This window comes from Ideonella sp. FW305-24, from assembly GCF_058788035.1.
The window spans coordinates 292,365-307,266 of record NZ_JBYTAI010000005.1 but is presented as its reverse complement, the minus strand read 5'-3'; the positions used below and the strand labels follow the sequence as shown (position 1 = coordinate 307,266).

The 14,902-nt window shown below is 65.1% G+C and carries 16 protein-coding genes; 13 read left to right on the top strand and 3 right to left on the bottom strand.

Annotated features, from left to right (window positions below; translation table 11 throughout):
- Positions 1-8: 8 nt before the first annotated feature.
- Positions 9-737: a GNAT family N-acetyltransferase gene (locus AC3WR5_RS16000; protein WP_141285732.1), complete on the bottom strand. Its 729-nt coding sequence runs from the start codon at positions 735-737 to the stop codon at positions 9-11.
- Positions 738-1,137: 400 nt separating this feature from the next.
- Between AC3WR5_RS16000 and rplM the strand changes: the two genes are divergently transcribed.
- The 5 genes from rplM (at position 1,138) to erpA (ending at position 3,808) form a co-directional block, all read left to right on the top strand.
- Entirely contained in the window at positions 1,138-1,566 is a 429-nt protein-coding gene (rplM, locus tag AC3WR5_RS15995) for a 50S ribosomal protein L13 (RefSeq protein WP_141285734.1), read from the top strand.
- A 10-nt stretch (positions 1,567-1,576) separates the two neighbouring features.
- Complete coding sequence (rpsI, locus tag AC3WR5_RS15990) at positions 1,577-1,969, top strand: 30S ribosomal protein S9 (protein ID WP_141285736.1); 393 nt, start codon at positions 1,577-1,579, stop codon at positions 1,967-1,969.
- Between the two features lie 164 nt (positions 1,970-2,133).
- A complete protein-coding gene (locus AC3WR5_RS15985; RefSeq protein ID WP_141285738.1) occupies positions 2,134-2,853 on the top strand; it encodes a DUF6776 family protein in 720 nt (239 codons plus the stop codon).
- Positions 2,854-2,966: 113 nt separating this feature from the next.
- The gene (locus AC3WR5_RS15980; RefSeq protein ID WP_141285740.1) at positions 2,967-3,365 is read left to right on the top strand and encodes a bactofilin family protein; all 399 of its coding nucleotides are present in this window, start codon (positions 2,967-2,969) and stop codon (positions 3,363-3,365) included.
- Between the two features lie 59 nt (positions 3,366-3,424).
- On the top strand, positions 3,425-3,808 hold the full coding sequence (gene erpA, locus AC3WR5_RS15975) for an iron-sulfur cluster insertion protein ErpA (protein ID WP_141285742.1): 384 nt from the start codon (positions 3,425-3,427) through the stop codon (positions 3,806-3,808).
- A gap of 205 nt (positions 3,809-4,013) precedes the next feature.
- Here erpA and AC3WR5_RS15970 read toward each other — a convergent pair whose 3' ends face one another.
- On the bottom strand, positions 4,014-4,571 hold the full coding sequence (locus AC3WR5_RS15970) for an HNH endonuclease (protein WP_141285744.1): 558 nt from the start codon (positions 4,569-4,571) through the stop codon (positions 4,014-4,016).
- A 307-nt stretch (positions 4,572-4,878) separates the two neighbouring features.
- Between AC3WR5_RS15970 and AC3WR5_RS15965 the strand changes: the two genes are divergently transcribed.
- The 8 genes from AC3WR5_RS15965 (at position 4,879) to AC3WR5_RS15930 (ending at position 13,801) form a co-directional block, all read left to right on the top strand.
- On the top strand, positions 4,879-5,523 hold the full coding sequence (locus AC3WR5_RS15965; protein ID WP_141285746.1) for a TetR/AcrR family transcriptional regulator: 645 nt from the start codon (positions 4,879-4,881) through the stop codon (positions 5,521-5,523).
- A gap of 23 nt (positions 5,524-5,546) precedes the next feature.
- Positions 5,547-7,334 (top strand): acyl-CoA dehydrogenase C-terminal domain-containing protein, encoded by a 1,788-nt coding sequence (locus AC3WR5_RS15960; protein ID WP_492485698.1) that lies wholly within the window; start codon positions 5,547-5,549, stop codon positions 7,332-7,334.
- An 89-nt stretch (positions 7,335-7,423) separates the two neighbouring features.
- Positions 7,424-7,864 carry a DUF2147 domain-containing protein gene (locus AC3WR5_RS15955; protein WP_141285750.1) on the top strand — a complete coding sequence of 147 codons (441 nt, stop codon included), beginning with the start codon at positions 7,424-7,426 and terminating at the stop codon, positions 7,862-7,864.
- A gap of 18 nt (positions 7,865-7,882) precedes the next feature.
- Entirely contained in the window at positions 7,883-10,264 is a 2,382-nt protein-coding gene (locus AC3WR5_RS15950; protein ID WP_492485697.1) for a 3-hydroxyacyl-CoA dehydrogenase/enoyl-CoA hydratase family protein, read from the top strand.
- 170 nt (positions 10,265-10,434) lie between these two features.
- Positions 10,435-11,634 carry an acetyl-CoA C-acyltransferase gene (locus tag AC3WR5_RS15945; protein WP_492485696.1) on the top strand — a complete coding sequence of 400 codons (1,200 nt, stop codon included), beginning with the start codon at positions 10,435-10,437 and terminating at the stop codon, positions 11,632-11,634.
- A gap of 71 nt (positions 11,635-11,705) precedes the next feature.
- Positions 11,706-12,470 (top strand): enoyl-CoA hydratase, encoded by a 765-nt coding sequence (locus tag AC3WR5_RS15940; RefSeq protein WP_492485695.1) that lies wholly within the window; start codon positions 11,706-11,708, stop codon positions 12,468-12,470.
- Positions 12,471-12,548: 78 nt separating this feature from the next.
- The gene (locus tag AC3WR5_RS15935; RefSeq protein WP_141285758.1) at positions 12,549-13,322 is read left to right on the top strand and encodes a hypothetical protein; all 774 of its coding nucleotides are present in this window, start codon (positions 12,549-12,551) and stop codon (positions 13,320-13,322) included.
- A 71-nt stretch (positions 13,323-13,393) separates the two neighbouring features.
- Positions 13,394-13,801: a hypothetical protein gene (locus tag AC3WR5_RS15930; RefSeq protein ID WP_141285760.1), complete on the top strand. Its 408-nt coding sequence runs from the start codon at positions 13,394-13,396 to the stop codon at positions 13,799-13,801.
- Here the strand turns inward: AC3WR5_RS15930 and AC3WR5_RS15925 are convergent.
- Complete coding sequence (locus tag AC3WR5_RS15925) at positions 13,798-14,886, bottom strand: serine endopeptidase (RefSeq protein WP_492485694.1); 1,089 nt, start codon at positions 14,884-14,886, stop codon at positions 13,798-13,800. The two genes, AC3WR5_RS15930 and AC3WR5_RS15925, sit on opposite strands and share 4 nt — an antisense overlap.
- Positions 14,887-14,902: the final 16 nt, after the last annotated feature.

Here is a 14,902-nt window from a genome sequence, read left to right as displayed (position 1 = left end):
TCCGCCGCTCAGGCGCCGGGCTTGGGCGGATCGTGGGGCGCGTCCAGCTCGCTGTTCGCGGCCGGCGCCTGCTTGCGGCTGCGCAACAGGCCGAAGCTGAAGAAGTTGACCAGCCGGTCCATGTGCTGGGCATTGCTCTTGAAGCGGTAGTCCAGCTCGGCCGCCTGGCTTTCGACCAGCGCTTCCACACGCGAGGCCAACGAGTCGCCCGGCAACTGCAGCCTGGCCTCGGCCTCGCCGCCGTCGCGCACCACGGTGGCGCCGGCATTGCGGGCAATGCGCAGCATCGCGGTGTTTTCGCTCAGCGCATGGATGATCAGCTGGGTCACGCCGCGGTTGCGGGCGTGCAGCACCGAGTGGTCGAACAGCCGGGCGCCGTAACCCCGCCCGCGCGCACTTACGGCCACCGACACGCCAAACTCGGCCATGTGCCGGGAGGACGCAGCCACCCCTGGCATGCCCTCGCTCAGGTAGGCCAGGTGGGCCATGGCAATGAGCTGCAGCCGGCGGTTGAAGATGCCGAAGATTTCGTCGCGGCGGAAATCCAGTCGCTCGACGTAGCGCTTGATCTGCTCGTCGCTGGCCATGTAGCCAAAACGCAGGTAACGGTCCTCCGCGCTCAGCGCGAGCAGGTGCGACAGCACCCGCCCGCGATGGCGTGAGACCAGCGAGCGGATCGGAATCCAGCGGTAGGGCGTGGGGGGTTGAGGCGTTTGCGCCTGGACCGGGTCAGCCATGCGCGCTCCCAAGTGAGGGGTGGTCAATGAGAACCAAGGGAAAACCCTAGTATAACCGCGATGCCGGCCACCGAAGCCCGGAGCTGCAGGGGGATTGCGGACCGCGGCCTGTTTGCGAGCACTGTGGTTTCGGCTATACTCGTCGGCTTTCCCGCAATCGGCGGGGAGAACGGGTCATGCTTTTGCAAAGTTCTTGCAATGTTCAGCCAGCAATGACTGAACCTGAAAGAACTCAAGAGAGGCAGGGCAACCGGAAGCCTGAGAGGCCGCCGGCTGCAAGCATCCCAGTCTGCCACGTGCTTCACGTGAGCGGCGGGGTGAAGGCAGTCTCCAAGTGGTTCCGATGGTGAATGGCCAGCCGTTCGAACAGCCGTTTCCTCTCTTTCAAAGAGAACCTCTCATGAAGACCTTCAGCGCCAAGCCGGCCGAAGTGACGCACGAGTGGCTTGTGCTCGACGCCACCGATCTGGTGCTCGGACGTGTTGCCAGCGAAGTGGCACTCCGACTGCGCGGCAAGCACAAAGCCATCTACACGCCTCACGTCGACACCGGTGATTTCATCATCATCCTGAACGCCGACAAGATCCGCGTCACCGGCAACAAGGCCAACGACAAGGTGTACTACCGTCACTCGGGCTTCCCGGGCGGTATCTACGGCACCAAGTTCAAGGACATGCAAGCCAAGCATCCGGGCCGCGCCCTGGAAAAGGCCGTCAAGGGCATGCTGCCCAAGGGCCCGCTCGGCTACGCGATGATCAAGAAGCTGAAGGTTTATGCCGGTGACCAGCACCCGCACGCCGCGCAGCAGCCCAAGCCGCTGGCAATCTGAGGAGCGCTGAATGATCGGTAATTGGAACTATGGCACCGGCCGTCGCAAGTCGTCGGTTGCTCGCGTCTTCATCAAGAAGGGCACTGGCCAGATCGTCGTCAACGGCAAGGCCGTCGGCGAATACTTCGGCCGTCAGACCTCGATCATGATCGTGCGCCAGCCGCTGCTGCTGACCGGCAACAACGAGACGTTCGACATCCAGGTCAACGTGCACGGTGGCGGCGAGTCCGGCCAGGCCGGCGCAGTGCGTCACGGCATCACCCGTGCGCTGATCGATTACGATGCGGCGCTCAAGCCTGACCTGAGCCACGCCGGCTTCGTGACGCGCGATGCGCGTGAAGTCGAACGTAAGAAGGTCGGTCTGCACGGCGCGCGTCGCAGGAAGCAGTTCAGCAAGCGCTGATCCATCCGACACGTCTTTCCCGGTGTCCCTGGGAAAGCCGAACAGCAAAGGCCGCTTCATGCGGCCTTTGTCGTTTCTGGGTGCGCCATGCGGAAAAGCTGCCAGGGAGCATGGGCTGAAGTGCCGATGCCGTTCCACTTTGTGCTTGTCGCGGTGAGTGTTGTATGCGCTGGAAACTGATTCGCCGCCGTTTGTCGATCTCGTCGCCACGCATGACGGTGCGCAGCCAGATGGCCTGGCCCTTGCGCTGGGTCGCTGCTGCGGTCGTGCTGGGCTTCTCGGCGGCGATTGCGCTGTGGGCCTTCGAGTTCGGCAAGGAGATCGCCGGGCTGGACCGCGGCGCCCAGGCCGAGCTGGTTCGGCTGCGCAACGAGCTGAGCCAACTGCGCGAGGAGCGCGAACACGCCCAGTCCATTGCCAACACGGCAGAGAGCCTGCTGAAGACCGAACGCGCCGCCGAGGAGCGCCTGGTCGAGCAGTTGAAGCAGTCCGAAGCCGAGAAGATGAGCCTCAAGGCCGACCTGGGCTTCTTCGAGCGCCTGCTGCCGACAACGGCCAGCGCCGGCGCGGAGTCGCTGCAGGTGCGCGGCCTGCAGGTCGACCAGGAGTCGCCCGGCCACTGGCGCTACCAGCTGCTGGTGATGCAGAGCGGCCGCCAGGCGCAGGCTTTCAGCGGCCATTACGAGCTGACCTTTTCCGGCACCGAGGACGGCAAACCCTGGACCCTGACGCTGCCCGGTGGTGCGCAGCCGCTGCAGGTCAAGCAGTACGTGCGGGTGGAAGGGCGGGTCGACGGCCCGGCGCATGCCGTGGTCAAATCCGTCGTCCTGCGGGTGACGGACAGCGCGGGCGGCGTTCGCGCCACGCAGACGCTGAAACTCTGAGCACGCTTCGTGCATCCGTTGGCACCACGCGTTGGGCAGTTCACGGGACAGGCGACCCACATCCGCCGGCCGGGGCTGAAGACTAAAACACTGCTAAGGAGTGTCAGTTCATGTTGTTCGGCAAGAAGAAGCAGCCCCCGATCCGCAGCTTGATCGGCGAGGGCAACATCGTTTCGGGCGAGTTGCGCTTCAAGGATGGCTTGCGCATCGATGGCGAAGTCCACGGGGACGTGGTCGCCGATGGCGAAGGCCCCAGCCTGCTGGTGATCAGCGAAAATGCCCGGGTCATGGGCAAGGTCAATGCTGGACACGTCATCATCAACGGGCAGGTGCACGGTCCCGTGCATTCCAGCGAGTTGCTGGAACTGCAACCCAAGGCCAGAATCGTCGGTGATGTGCGTTATGAAGCCCTTGAAATGCACCAGGGTGCCACCATCGATGGAGAATTGAGGCCTCGGTCTGCCGTAGAAGACAAGCCGACCCTGAAGCTGGCGGCCTCGAACGAGGTCTGAGAACCGCTCTACCCGTTCCCGCCCAGCCGCCCCGCTTAGATTTTTTCCAAGGATTTGCCATGAACGCCGTCGCCGAAACCCTCGTCCCTGTTGCTGATGCCACCAGCGACATGCCGGCCCCCATCGTCTTCACCGACAGCGCGGCATCCAAGGTCGCCGACCTGGTGGCCGAAGAAGGCAATCCGGACCTGAAGCTGCGGGTGTTCGTGCAGGGTGGCGGCTGCTCCGGCTTCCAGTACGGCTTCACCTTCGATGAAATCGTCAACGACGACGACACGCAGATGAGCAAGAACGGCGTGACGCTGCTGATCGATGCGATGAGCCTGCAGTACCTCAGCGGTGCCGAGATCGACTACAAGGAAGACCTGCAAGGCGCCCAGTTCGTGATCAAGAACCCGAACGCCACGACCACCTGCGGCTGCGGCTCCAGCTTCTCGGTCTGAGCGAACGCCGCTCCCAAACAAAAGCCGCCTTCGGGCGGCTTTTTGCTGGGTGCTCCGTTCTTACGCTGCCGCCGCCGGGTCGTCCCAAGGCGGCAGCGTTAGTCCGGGTGCAAACAAACGCTGCCGGCGCCGGGCCGCCCCAAGCTGGCAGCGCAACCCGCTCGGCGGGTGGGCTCGCGTACCCGCGAGCCCGGGTGCGTCATGTCTAGCCGTGCAAGCGGCTGCTGCGCGGGACGCTTGCGAGCAGGAACTCCATCTGGTCGGCCACGATGCGCCGGCCGCGCAGGATCATGTCCTCGTGCAGGCTGGGCACGTAGGGCAGGTAGAGCAGGCCCATGCGGGCTTCTTCGGGCAGGCGGTTGCCCTTGTGGCCGTTGCAGCCGCGGCATGCGGTGATGCAGTTCATCCAGCTGTCCTGCCCGCCGCGAGACACCGGGATGATGTGCTCGCGGGTCAGTTCGTCGAATGCGAAACGGTGGCCGCAGTAGGCGCACACGTGGCGGTCGCGGGCAAACAGCTTGGGATTGGCCAGCGCCGGCGCCTGGCGCCAGGCGCGGGAGGGAATGGCGCCGCGCACGGCAATGATGGGGTGCAGCTCGATGCGAGACTGCAGGCCGGTGGTGCGCTGCATGCCGCCGCGCATCACATGGAAGGCATCGCCCAGGGTCCAGGCAATGGCGTTGCTGGCATAGAGAACGGCGGCTTCCTTGACCGTCATCCACGCCTGCGGGCGACCCGAGATGTCCAGCTGTAGCACCTCCATGATGTGGCGCACTCCTTAACCGTTAAGCATAACTTGCCCGGCGTGTGGCTGCCAGCGTCGCGCTGTGACGTAGTCGCCGTCGCGACGGTTGCGGGTAAACCCGAAATTCGCGAGCGTCTCCGGGCAAAACGTGAAGCGCTGGGCTGCTGGCAGCGCTTCTCCCCAAAAAAAATGGGACAAGGGCTCGCGTGCTGGCGCCGATTTCTGCAAAATAGCACGATCGTTCGTTTCATTCCGATCCGACACCCAGCCGCAGTCCCCCACCGTGCTCAGTCAGCCAGCTCCTCGCCGCGCCAGCGCCCGCACCATGCAAAAAGGTCAGCAGACCCGTGCCGCCATCCTCGATGCGGCGCTGGGCCTGGCCTCGAACATGGGGCTGGAAGGCCTGTCCATCGGCGCGCTGGCGGAGGTCACCGGCATGAGCAAGTCGGGTGTGTTCGCCCACTTTGGCTCGCGCGAAGAACTGCAGATCTCGGTGATCAAGGAATACCACGCGAAGTTCGAGGAAGAGGTGTTCTTCCCGGCCATCCGCGAGGCACGTGGCCTGCCGCGCGTGCGAGCGTTGTTCGAGAACTGGGTCAAGCGGGTGGCGGTCGAAATCGACTCCGGTTGCATCTACATCTCTGGCGCCGTCGAGTTCGACGACCGGCCCGGCCCGGTGCGCGACGCGCTGGCCGGCATGGTCAAGGCCTGGCAGGCGGCAATGGAGCGGGCCATCCGGCTGGCCATCGAAACCGGCCACTTGCGGACCGACACCGACCCGAGCCAAATGTTGTTCGAGGTGCACGGCCTGATCCTGGCGCTGCATCACGACGCCCGTTTTCTTCGCCACCCCGGTGCCGTGGAGCGTGCCCGCTCCGGCTTCGCCCGCATCGTTCGCGATTACGCCGCCTCGCCCGAATCGGCCGAGGCCACGCTTTCCCCTCTGGCGCCGCGCGCGGCCCATCGTTAATCGACGTCCATCAGGAGACTTCCATGCCCCAGTACAACCCACCCGTGCGCGACATGCAGTTTGTGCTGCACGAGCTGTTTGATGTCGCCAGCGAGTTCAAGCAGATCCCGGCCTTTGCCGAGGTGGACGTCGACACCATCAATGCGGTGCTGGAAGAAGGCGGCAAGTTCGCCTCGCAGGTGATCTTCCCGATCAACCTGAGCGGTGACGCCGAAGGCTGCACGCTGGACAAGACCACGCACGAAGTCAGCGCGCCCAAGGGCTTCAAGGAAGCCTACAAGCAGTACGTCGAAGGTGGCTGGCCCGCGCTGTCGTGCGACCCGGCATACGGCGGCCAGGGCTTGCCGCACACGGTCAACCAGTGCCTGTACGAGATGCTCAACAGCGGCAACCAAGCCTGGACCATGTACCCCGGCCTGTCGCACGGCGCCTATGAAGCGCTGCACGCACACGGCACCGACGAGCAGAAGCAGACCTACCTGCCCAAGCTGACCAGCGGCGAATGGACCGGCACCATGTGCCTGACCGAACCGCACTGCGGCACCGACCTGGGCCTGCTGCGCACCAAAGCCGAACCGCAGGCAGACGGCAGCTACAAGATCACCGGCGCGAAGATCTTCATCTCGGCCGGCGAACACGACATGGTGGACAACATCATCCACCTGGTGCTGGCCCGTCTGCCGGACGCACCCGTCGGCTCCAAGGGCATCTCGCTGTTCGTCGTGCCGAAGTTCATGGTCAATGCGGATGGCTCGCTGGGCGAGCGCAACGGCATCTATTGCGCCGGCCTCGAACACAAGATGGGCATCCACGGCAACGCCACCGCGCAGCTGGTGCTGGAGAACGCTGTCGGCACCTTGGTCGGCCAGCCGAACAAGGGCCTGCAGGCCATGTTCGTGATGATGAACGCCGCCCGCCTGGGCGTTGGCAACCAGTCGCTGGGCCTGACCGAAGTGGCCTACCAGAACGCCGTGGCCTATGCCAAGGACCGCCTGCAGATGCGCGCGCTGTCCGGCCCCAAGGCACCGGACAAGCCGGCCGACCCCATCATCGTGCACCCGGACGTGCGCAAGATGCTGCTGACCGCGCGTGCCTATGCCGAAGGTGCCCGCGCGCTGGCCACCTACACCGTGGTCCAGCTGGACAAGGAACTGCATCACCCGGACGAGGCCGTGCGTGCCGAAGCGGCCGATGCCGTGGCATTGCTGACGCCCATCATCAAGGCCTTCATCACCGACAACGCCTGGATTGCCACCTCGCATTGCATGCAGGTCTACGGCGGCCACGGTTTCATCCACGAATGGGGCATGGAGCAGTACGTGCGCGACGCCCGCATCAACATGATCTACGAAGGCACGAACACCGTGCAATCGCTGGACCTGCTGGGCCGCAAGATCCTGGGTGACAACGGCAAGAAGATGAAGAAGCTGGGCAAGATGGTGGCCCAGTTCGTGGAAGACGAAGGCATCTCCGAAGAGATGCAGGAATTTATCAACCCGCTGGCTGACCTGGGCGAGAAGGTCACCAAGCTGACGATGGAAGTCGGCATGAAGGCCATGGGCAATGCCGACGAAGTGGGCGCCGCGGCGGTGGACTACCTGCGCGTCGTCGGCCACCTGGTGTTCGCCTACATGTGGGCTCGCATGGCCAAGGTCGCGCTGGAAAAGCAGAACTCGGGCGACCCCTTCTACAAGGCCAAGCTGATCACCGCGCGCTTCTACTTCGCCAAGCTGCTGCCTGAAACGGCCAGCCTGATCCGCACCTGCCGGGCCGGCTTGGCCCCGCTGGAGATGGACGAGGCCCTTTTCTAAAGTCACAGGTTCCAGAAGCCACCGAGCGCCGCCGCAGAGCGGCGCCGCATCACCCCCGGCCACCGTGCCATTGTCCTGGAGACAAACCGATGAAGAACACCCTGATCGCCCTGTCACTGGCCGCCTTTGCGGCGGCCGCATCCGCACAGGCCACGCCGGCCGGTTTGTGGAAGACCATCGACGACGAAACCAAGACCGAGAAGTCGCTGGTGCGCGTGACGGACAACGGGGGAATCTTCAGTGGCAAGATCGAGAAGCTGATGGATCCGGCCAAGGCCAACGCCGTCTGCGAGAAGTGCAGCGACGAGCGCAAGGACCAGGCCATCATGGGCATGACCATCATCCGAGCCGTCAAGCACAACCCGGATGACGCCGAGCTGTGGGACGGGGGCGACATCCTCGATCCGAACAACGGCAAGGTCTACAAGGTCCGGCTCAAGCCCGTCGACGGTGGCAAGAAACTGGAAGTCCGGGGCTACATCGGTGCGCCGCTGTTCGGCCGCACCCAAACATGGATTCGTGTCGAATAAGACACACAAGGAGAAGCAATGAGCAGGTTCCAGGTTCGCAAGGTTGCCGTGCTGGGCGCCGGCGTGATGGGCGCGCAGATCGCCGCCCATCTGGTCAACGTCAAGGTGCCGGTCGTGCTGTTCGACCTGCCGGCCAAAGAGGGCCCTAAAAGCGGCATCGCGCTGAAGGCGATTGCCAATCTCGCCAAGCTGAAGCCGGCGCCGTTGGGCGTGCCGGAAGACGCGGCCCGCATCACGCCGGCCAACTACGAAGAGCACCTTGACCTGCTCAAGGAATGCGACTTGGTGATCGAGGCGATCGCCGAGCGCATGGACTGGAAGCTGGACCTGTACACCAAGGTTGCGCCCTTCATCGCGCCGCACGCCATCGTCGCGTCCAACACCTCTGGCCTGTCGATCACCAAGCTCAGCGAAGCGCTGCCTGAAGAGATCAAGCCGCGCTTTTGCGGCATCCATTTCTTCAACCCGCCGCGCTACATGAGCCTGGTCGAGCTGATCCCCACGCCGACCACCGTGGCCAGCTACCTGGACCAGCTCGAAGGCTTTGTCACCAGCACGCTGGGCAAGGGCATCGTGCGCGCCAAGGACACGCCCAACTTCATCGCCAACCGCGTGGGCATCGCTGGCATGTTGGCGACCATCCATGAAGCCGCGCAGTTCGGCCTGTCGTACGACGTGGTCGACGACCTGACCGGCAAGAAGTTCGGCCGCGCCAGTTCCGGCACCTTCCGCACCGCGGACGTGGTCGGCCTGGACACCATGGCCCACGTCATCAAGACCCTGCAGGACAATCTCAAGGACGATCCGTTCTACGGCAGCTACGCCACGCCGCCGGTGCTGGCCAAGCTGATCGAGCAGGGCGCGCTGGGCCAGAAGGCCGGCGCCGGCTTCTACAAGAAGGTCGGCAAGGACATCCTGCGCCTGGACCCGGTCAAGGGCGAATATGTGCCGGGCGGCGGCAAGGCCGACGCCATCGTCGACCGCATCCTCAAGAAGCCGGCCGCAGAGCGCCTGAAGCTGCTGCGTGAGTCGACCAACCCGCAGGCCCAGTTCCTGTGGGCCATCCTGCGCGACGGCTTCCACTACGCCGCGGTGCACCTGAAGGACATCGCCGACTCGGCCCGCGAGATCGACTTCGCGATGCGCTGGGGCTTCGGCGCCAAGCAAGGCCCGTTCGAGCTGTGGCAGGAAGCCGGCTGGCAGCAGGTGGCCGGCTGGATCAAGGACGACATCGAAGCCGGCAAGGCGCTCTGCAAGGAGCCGCTGCCCGCCTGGGTGTTCGACGGCCGCACTGGCGTGCACACGCCCGAAGGCTCGTGGTCGGCTGCGCAATCAACCTACCTGCCGGTCTCCAAGCTCGCGGTCTACGGTCGCCAGCACTTCCCCGAAGCCGTGCTGGGCAGCGGCGCGGTGGACCCGCTCAAGAGCGGCACCGAGCTGTTCAAGAACGACGAAGTGCGCGTTTGGACGCTGGACGGCGAAGTCGTCATCGCCAGCATCACCGCCAAGCTGCACCTGATCAGCCCGACCGTCACCGAAGGCCTGCTGAAGGCCGTCGAGCTGGCCGAAGCCAGCTACCAGGGCCTGGTGATCTGGTCGCCGGACGATGTGTTCTCCGCCGGCGCCAACCTCGAAGCCCTGATGCCGGTCTTCATGGCCAAGGGTGCCAAGGGCATTGCACCGGAAGAGAAGAAGCTGCAGGACATGATGCTGCGCATGCGCTACGCCAGCGTGCCGACGGTTGCGGCAGTGCGCGGCATCGCGCTGGGCGGCGGCTGCGAGCTGGCCGTGCATTGCAGCCAGCGCGTGGTGGCGATGGAAAGCTACATGGGCCTGGTGGAAGTCGGCGTGGGCCTGATCCCTGGCGGCGGCGGCCTGACCTACATCGCGCGCCGTGCCGCTGAAAACGCCGTCGCCGGAGCCGGCGCGGACCTGCTGAACTTCCTGAAGGAAGGCTTCCAGGCCGCGGCCATGGCCAAGGTCGGCACCAGTGCGCTGGAGTCCAAGAAGCTGGGCTACCTGCTGGACAGCGACATCGTCGTGCCGCACAAGGACGAGCTGCTCTACATCGCCATCAGCCAGGCCAAGGCCATGGCCAACGCCGGCTACCGCGCCCCGGTGGCCAAGCCGATCCCGGTCGCAGGCCGCATGGGCATCGCCACCATCAAGGCCCAGCTGGTCGGCATGCGCGACGGCGGCTTCATCAGCAAGCACGACTTCCACATCGCCAGCCTGATCGCCGACGTGGTCTGCGGCGGTGAAGTGGACGCCGGCACGCTGGTGACCGAGGAATACCTGATGGCGCTGGAGCGCAAGCACTTCTGTGCGCTGCTTGAGCACCCGAAGACCCAAGAGCGAATCATGGGCATGCTCCAAACCGGCAAGCCGGTTCGGAATTGAAGAAGCTACTGCGCGACTGCCATGCGTCGTTGCGCGGTGCTCGGGATCCTCACGTACAGGAAGTACGTTCCGGTCCCTGTGCGCCGTGCGCCTAGCCTGGCAGCCGCTCGCTACGCTTCTTCAACACCGAACCCAGTGCACCGAACACACCATTTCGAAAGGGTCAAATCATGACCAAGCAAGTGCAAGACGCCTACATCGTCGCCGCCAGCCGCACCCCCATCGGCAAGTCCGGCCGCGGCTACTTCAAGAACACCCGCTCCGACGACCTGCTGGTGCGCGCCATCCAGTCGGCCCTGGCCCAGGTGCCCAACCTGGACCCGGCGCTGATCGAGGACGCGGTCATTGGCTGCTCCTTCCCCGAAGGCGAGCAGGGCATGAACATGGCCCGCATCGCCGTGGCCCTGGCCGGCTTGCCGCACACGGTGGGTGGCATCACCGTCAACCGCTTCTGCGCCTCGGGCATCAGCGCGATCCAGATGGCTGCCGACCGCATCCGCGTTGGCGAGGCCGACGTGATGATCGCCGGCGGTGCCGAGTCGATGAGCATGGTGCCCATGGGTGGCAACAAGCCTTCGTTCAACCCCGAGATCTTCACCAAGGACGAGAACGTCGGCATTGCCTACGGCATGGGCCTGACCGCCGAGAAGGTCGCGGACCAGTGGAAGGTCAGCCGCGAAGACCAGGACGCGTTTGCGCTGGCCTCGCACCAGAAGGCGCTGAAAGCCCAGGCCGCCGGCGAATTCACCGACGAGATCTGCCCGGTCGACGTGATCGAGCGCGTGCCCAACCTGGTCACCGGCGAGATCACGAAAAACGTGCGCACCGTCAGCCTGGACGAAGGCGCCCGCCCGGACACCTCGCTCGAAGGCCTGGCCAAGCTGCGCCCGGTGTTCGCCGCCAAGGGCAGCGTCACGGCTGGCAACAGCTCACAGACCTCCGACGGTGCCGGCGCGCTGATCCTGGTCTCGGAAAAGATCGTCAAGCAGTTCGACCTGAAGCCGCTGGCGCGCTTCGTCAGCTTCGCCAGCCGCGGCGTGCCGCCGGAGATCATGGGCATCGGCCCGATCGCCGCGATCCCCGCCGCGCTGAAGAACGGCGGCCTGAGCCTGTCGGACATTGGCTGGATCGAGCTGAACGAAGCCTTCGCCGCGCAATCGCTGGCTGTCATCCGCGACCTCGGGCTGAACCCCGATGTCGTCAACCCGATGGGCGGCGCGATCGCGCTGGGCCATCCGCTGGGCGCCACGGGCGCGATCCGCGCCGCCACCGTGGTGCATGCACTGCGTCGCCACAAGCTGAAGTACGGCATGGTGACCATGTGCATCGGCACGGGCCAAGGCGCCGCCGGCATCTTCGAGGCGCTCTGATCGACTGACTTCTCCCTCGGGCGACCTACAGAGGTCGCCCTTTTTGCTTCTGACTCGCAGGAGACGCATCTATGAGCATCAAGACCGCCATCGTGGACGGCGTGGCCACCATCGAGATTGCCCGCCCCGAAAAGAAGAACGCGCTGACCCAGGCCATGTACCAGGCCATGGCCGACGCGATCAACGACGCGCAGCTCGACAGCACCGTGCGCGCCATCCTGATCACCGGCCAGCCCGGCATCTTCACCTCGGGCAACGACATCGAGGACTTCATGCAGCGCCCGCCGCAAGGCCTGGACTCGCCGGTGTTCCAGTTCATGCAGTCGCTCGAAGCCTGCGAGAAGCCGGTCATCGCCGCCGTCACCGGTGCCGCGGTTGGCATCGGCACCACGCTGCTGCTGCATTGCGACCTGGTCTACGTCAGCGACGAAGCCCGCCTGGCCATGCCGTTTGTCAGCCTGGGCCTGGTGCCGGAGTACGCTTCCAGCCTGTTGGTGCCGCAGCTGCTGGGTCATGTGAAGGCGGCCGAGAAGCTGCTGCTGGGCGACCCGTTCAACGGCGCTGAAGCGGTGGAGATGGGCATTGCCAACGCCGTGCTGCCAGCCAGCGAAGTGCTGGCCCATGCCCGCCGCATGGCCGAGCGCTTCAACGCGCTGCCGCCCGGCGCCGTGCGCGACAGCAAGCGCCTGATGAAGGCCGGCCAGCGCGCGCTGGTCAAGCAGACCATGGCCACCGAAGGCGAAGTCTTCGGCCAGCGCCTGCGCAGCCCCGAAGCCGCCGAAGCCTTCCAGGCCTTCTTCCAGAAGCGCAAGCCGGACTTCAGCAAGTTCTCTTGAACTGAGGCACCCGGCTTCGCGAGCACCTGAAGCCACTCGCCGGGCGGTCTTGCCTCGCCCGCCTAGAATCGGCTGATCATGGAAGCACAGCGCATCACGCTCGCGTTGGTAGACAGTTCTGCCGGCTATGAGGCCAGGCCGGATCGTGTGCGCCTGGGCGATCTGGCCCGCTTTGCCGATGATGTGCAGACCTTTCTTCGTGGCAATGGCCGCGAAGTGGACACGCAGCAACTCGAAGTGGCGATTCGGGACGGCTCGCTCGCCATCGAGACGGCACCGCTGCCGGCCGCCCCCAAGCTCTTCCAGGACCTGCAAGCGCTGCTGACAGGTGAGTTGCTGGATGGCCTGGACGCCCGGCGCAAGGAAGTGGTGGAGCGCTGGCAGAAGGCGGCACGCAAGAGCCGGGCGCTGGCCTATCGGATCTCTGCACCGTTTCTGTCGCAGCCCGTCGTCGTGAGTGCCCAGACGGACTACCGTGCCGACGATGCCGATCAATGGGTTCAGGTCGAGCGCTACATCCGCGGCGAGATCCAGGACCTGGGCGGCGCCAACAAGGTCAACGCCCATGTGCGCTTGCCCGACGGTTCCACATTGACTGTGAGCACCGAAAAAGACTTGCTGCGTGACGACAAGGTCAATCGCCTTTACAAGACTGCCATGCTGCGTGTGAAGGCCGAATACAACGTGCTGACACGCGAGCTGCGCAACGCACGCCTGTTGGCGTTCGTCGAATACGCCTCGACAGTGGACGAGGAGCAGTTGGCCCGCTTGGCTCAACGCGGCGCTGCGGCCTGGAAGGACGTTGCAGATCCGGTGGCCTGGGTCGACGAACTGCGCGGGGGCGAGTCTTGAACAGCGTGCTGTTGGACACCAGCTTCCTGATCACGTTTGCCAATCCTCAGCGGCCTCATCATGAGGTGGCGATGCGCTACTTTCGTGAATGCGTGCAGCGGCAGGTGCCGATGTACCTCTCCAGCATCGTGATCTCGGAATTCCAGGTCAAGCAGGCCATCAACGATTTGCCACTGCGCAACTTTGTCGTGCTGCCGTTCAATGTTGATCACGCGATGCGTTGCGGCATCCTGGTGCGGCAGTTCCAGCGTGATGCCGAGGACGACCGCGTGCGGGTGAAGGACGACTTCAAGCTGATCGCGCAGTGCGATTGCGAAGGGATCACCCATTTGCTGAGCGAGGATGCCGGTACGCTCGTGAAGTACGTCGCGAGGTCCCAGGTGCCCGGGGCGCCGTCGACAAGAACCGTGCTGCTCAAGGACGGTTTCGACACCGCCTGGTTCGAGAACGGCCAGCGACCCTTGCTGGGCGAAAGCTAGACACCCACGGACGGATTGCCCGGCAGCGGCTCGGCGGCCGTCGCTTCCGGCTGCGCTCCCAGTCCGCAGCTCGGGCAGTAGCGGAAGAACACGTTCTTGCGGGTGCTGCAGCCACCGCAGCGGTTGAACAGCGTGAGGCCGCAGTGCACGCAGAAGTCGGGCTTGACGTCGCCGGTGGTAAGGATGGCGCGTTCGCAGGCGGGGCAGACGTTGGCGGCCATCTTCTTCAGCGCTTCCTCGGGCGCCAGCGTCTGGCGGCGCTGCACCTCGGTCTGCTGCTCGGCGGCGGCACGGCGCGCCAGGTAGCGGCGCATCGCGCGGATCGCGTAGTGGCCGCCCAGGCCGGTCAAGAGGATGCCCACGCCGTAGCGCACATAGCCGCCGTAGCTGGGCAGGTAGGGCACCAGCTCGAAGAAAAACGCGAAGGCGGCGAACAGCACGAAGCCGCGCATCAGCGGCCAGTGGTCGCTGCGGCGCTTCTTCAGCACCAGCCAGGCGGCAATGACGAGCAGCGGCAGCGTCAGCGCCAGCCGCAGGCCGAACACGCGCAGCTCCTGGCGGAACATGGCTTGTTCGTAGGCGCCGCTGGCGTCGTGCAGCAGTGTGTCGAGCCGGCGCTGGTGCGCGTCTCGGGCCTGCTGCAGGTCCAGCGTTTCCTGGTTCAGCTTTTCCTGCTTCTGCTGGCTGCTACGCTCGGCGTCCTTCAGCCGGTCCAACTCGGCCACGCGGCGTTTCACTTCGGGGTCCTGGCTCGCGTCGCCGGTCACTTGCCGGCTGGCCAGCCAGTTCTGCTGCGCATTGCGGGCCGACTGGTAGGCGCTGTTGGCGGCCGTCATCTGCAGCCGCACCTGCTCCGCGTCTTCGCCCAGCGCGCGCTCACGCTCGTCCAGGTCCTTGATCTGCTCGCGCTCGGCGGCCAGCGTGTTGGCGTCGGCAAACTGCTCGACGCTGAGGCTGGGCTCGACCTCCGGCAGGTCGCCTATGAGCTTGCCACCCAGGCCGATCAGGAAGCTGGCGAAGACCAGCGACACGATCCACATCAACAGCGCAAACGCGCGCTCCGGAACTCGCAGGCTCTTGAACATGGGGTGTCTCGTGTTG

Excerpts from the sequence above, each read along its gene's own strand:
- AC3WR5_RS15960 (WP_492485698.1), top strand. The coding sequence starts at position 5,547 with ATGCCCCAGTACAACCCACCCGTGCGCGACATGCAGTTTGTGCTGCAC.
- rpsI (WP_141285736.1), top strand. The coding sequence starts at position 1,577 with ATGATCGGTAATTGGAACTATGGCACCGGCCGTCGCAAGTCGTCGGTT.
- rplM (WP_141285734.1), top strand. The coding sequence starts at position 1,138 with ATGAAGACCTTCAGCGCCAAGCCGGCCGAAGTGACGCACGAGTGGCTT.
- AC3WR5_RS15925 (WP_492485694.1), bottom strand. The coding sequence starts at position 14,886 with ATGTTCAAGAGCCTGCGAGTTCCGGAGCGCGCGTTTGCGCTGTTGATG.
- AC3WR5_RS15935 (WP_141285758.1), top strand. The coding sequence starts at position 12,549 with ATGGAAGCACAGCGCATCACGCTCGCGTTGGTAGACAGTTCTGCCGGC.
- AC3WR5_RS15955 (WP_141285750.1), top strand. The coding sequence starts at position 7,424 with ATGAAGAACACCCTGATCGCCCTGTCACTGGCCGCCTTTGCGGCGGCC.
- AC3WR5_RS15940 (WP_492485695.1), top strand. The coding sequence starts at position 11,706 with ATGAGCATCAAGACCGCCATCGTGGACGGCGTGGCCACCATCGAGATT.
- AC3WR5_RS15965 (WP_141285746.1), top strand. The coding sequence starts at position 4,879 with ATGCAAAAAGGTCAGCAGACCCGTGCCGCCATCCTCGATGCGGCGCTG.
- AC3WR5_RS15950 (WP_492485697.1), top strand. The coding sequence starts at position 7,883 with ATGAGCAGGTTCCAGGTTCGCAAGGTTGCCGTGCTGGGCGCCGGCGTG.
- AC3WR5_RS15930 (WP_141285760.1), top strand. The coding sequence starts at position 13,394 with ATGCGCTACTTTCGTGAATGCGTGCAGCGGCAGGTGCCGATGTACCTC.
- AC3WR5_RS16000 (WP_141285732.1), bottom strand. The coding sequence starts at position 737 with ATGGCTGACCCGGTCCAGGCGCAAACGCCTCAACCCCCCACGCCCTAC.
- erpA (WP_141285742.1), top strand. The coding sequence starts at position 3,425 with ATGAACGCCGTCGCCGAAACCCTCGTCCCTGTTGCTGATGCCACCAGC.
- AC3WR5_RS15970 (WP_141285744.1), bottom strand. The coding sequence starts at position 4,571 with ATGGAGGTGCTACAGCTGGACATCTCGGGTCGCCCGCAGGCGTGGATG.
- AC3WR5_RS15945 (WP_492485696.1), top strand. The coding sequence starts at position 10,435 with ATGACCAAGCAAGTGCAAGACGCCTACATCGTCGCCGCCAGCCGCACC.
- AC3WR5_RS15985 (WP_141285738.1), top strand. The coding sequence starts at position 2,134 with ATGCGCTGGAAACTGATTCGCCGCCGTTTGTCGATCTCGTCGCCACGC.